Below are 1,242 nucleotides of genomic sequence, written 5' to 3' on the forward strand. Positions count from 1 at the left end.
GCTCGACTCCGAGCAGCGCCGCGCCGCCCGCCACGGCGCCGAGGTCTTCGTTGGTGAGACCAAGGTCGGCACCGTCACCTCCGGCCAGCCGTCGCCCACGCTCGGCCACCCCGTCGCCCTGGCACTCATCGACACCGCCGCGAGCCTGAACCCCGGCGACGCCGTCGAGGTCGATATCCGCGGCAAGCGCTACCCCTTCGCCGTCACGCAGACGCCGTTCTACAAGCGTGCGGACTAACACCCGCGCGACGCACACGGCCGTTAGACTTAAACTGAACCTCTAGAAAGGAACCCACATGTCGAATCTGCCCGAGAATTTCTCCTACTCCGAAGACCACGAGTGGATCGCTGCCCCCGCCGCTGAGGTCGTGGGCAAGACCCTGCGCGTTGGCATCACCTCCGTCGCCGCTGACCGCCTCGGCGAGGTTGTCTTCGCCGAGCTGCCCGCCGTCGGCGACACCGTCACCGCCGGCGAGACCTGCGGCGAGGTCGAGTCCACCAAGTCCGTCTCTGACCTCTACTCCCCCGTCACCGGCACCGTGACCGCCGTCAACGAGGGCATCCACGACGCCTACGAGCTGGTCAACAACGACCCGTTCGGCGAAGGCTGGCTCTTCGAGGTCGAGGTCTCCGAGGCCGGCGAGCTCATGGACGCCGCCGCCTACGCCGCAGCCAACGGCGTGGAGTAAGCCCACCCTCCCAAGGGGGCATCGGAAAGCTTTCCGATGCCCCCTTTTGCGCGCCCAGGGCGGGCGCGACTAGAACTTGTTCTATGACTGCACCGCGCGACCCGTTCTTCCCTGCCGACCGCTCCATCCGCGCCTCCGGCGCGCCTCTGGAGATCCGCCACTTGGGTCGGATGGATTACCAGGAGGCCTGGGACTACCAAGCAGCACTCGCGAAGCAGCGCGCGGCCGAGGAGGTGAGCGACGTCATCCTCGTCGTCGAGCACCCCAATATCTATACGGCGGGCAAGCGCACGCTCGAGTCGGACATGCCGGACAACGGCCTGCCCGTCATCACCGTCGACCGAGGCGGGCGCATCACGTGGCACGGCGAGGGCCAGCTCGTGGTCTACCCCATTATTAAGCTCGCCGAGCCCGTCGACGTCGTGGACTATGTCCGCCGCCTCGAAGAAGCCATCATTCAGGCCGTGCGCGAGCTGGGGGTGACCACCGCCGGCCGCGTAGACGGGCGCTCCGGCGTCTGGGTCCCCCACACGACCGTGGCCGCGGACCCGGC

Annotated in this window: 3 protein-coding genes; all 3 read left to right on the forward strand. The window is 68.0% G+C overall.

All coding sequences use genetic code 11. From position 1 onward, the window contains the following. The coding region (locus tag BN9444_RS13280) for a glycine cleavage T C-terminal barrel domain-containing protein (RefSeq protein ID WP_276526032.1) at window positions 1–238 on the forward strand (238 nt) is incomplete at its 5' end. A 58-nt stretch (window positions 239–296) separates the two neighbouring features. Then, window positions 297–689: a glycine cleavage system protein GcvH gene (gcvH, locus tag BN9444_RS13285; protein WP_066488580.1), complete on the forward strand. Its 393-nt coding sequence runs from the start codon at window positions 297–299 to the stop codon at window positions 687–689. An 83-nt stretch (window positions 690–772) separates the two neighbouring features. Next, window positions 773–1,242 (forward strand): lipoyl(octanoyl) transferase LipB (gene lipB, locus BN9444_RS13290; RefSeq protein ID WP_077210167.1); only part of this gene is annotated, 470 nt, incomplete at its 3' end.

Source organism: Corynebacterium phoceense, assembly GCF_900092335.1.
GTDB classification, from domain to species: domain Bacteria; phylum Actinomycetota; class Actinomycetes; order Mycobacteriales; family Mycobacteriaceae; genus Corynebacterium; species Corynebacterium phoceense.

Excerpts from the sequence above, each read along its gene's own strand:
- gcvH (WP_066488580.1), top strand. The coding sequence starts at position 297 with ATGTCGAATCTGCCCGAGAATTTCTCCTACTCCGAAGACCACGAGTGG.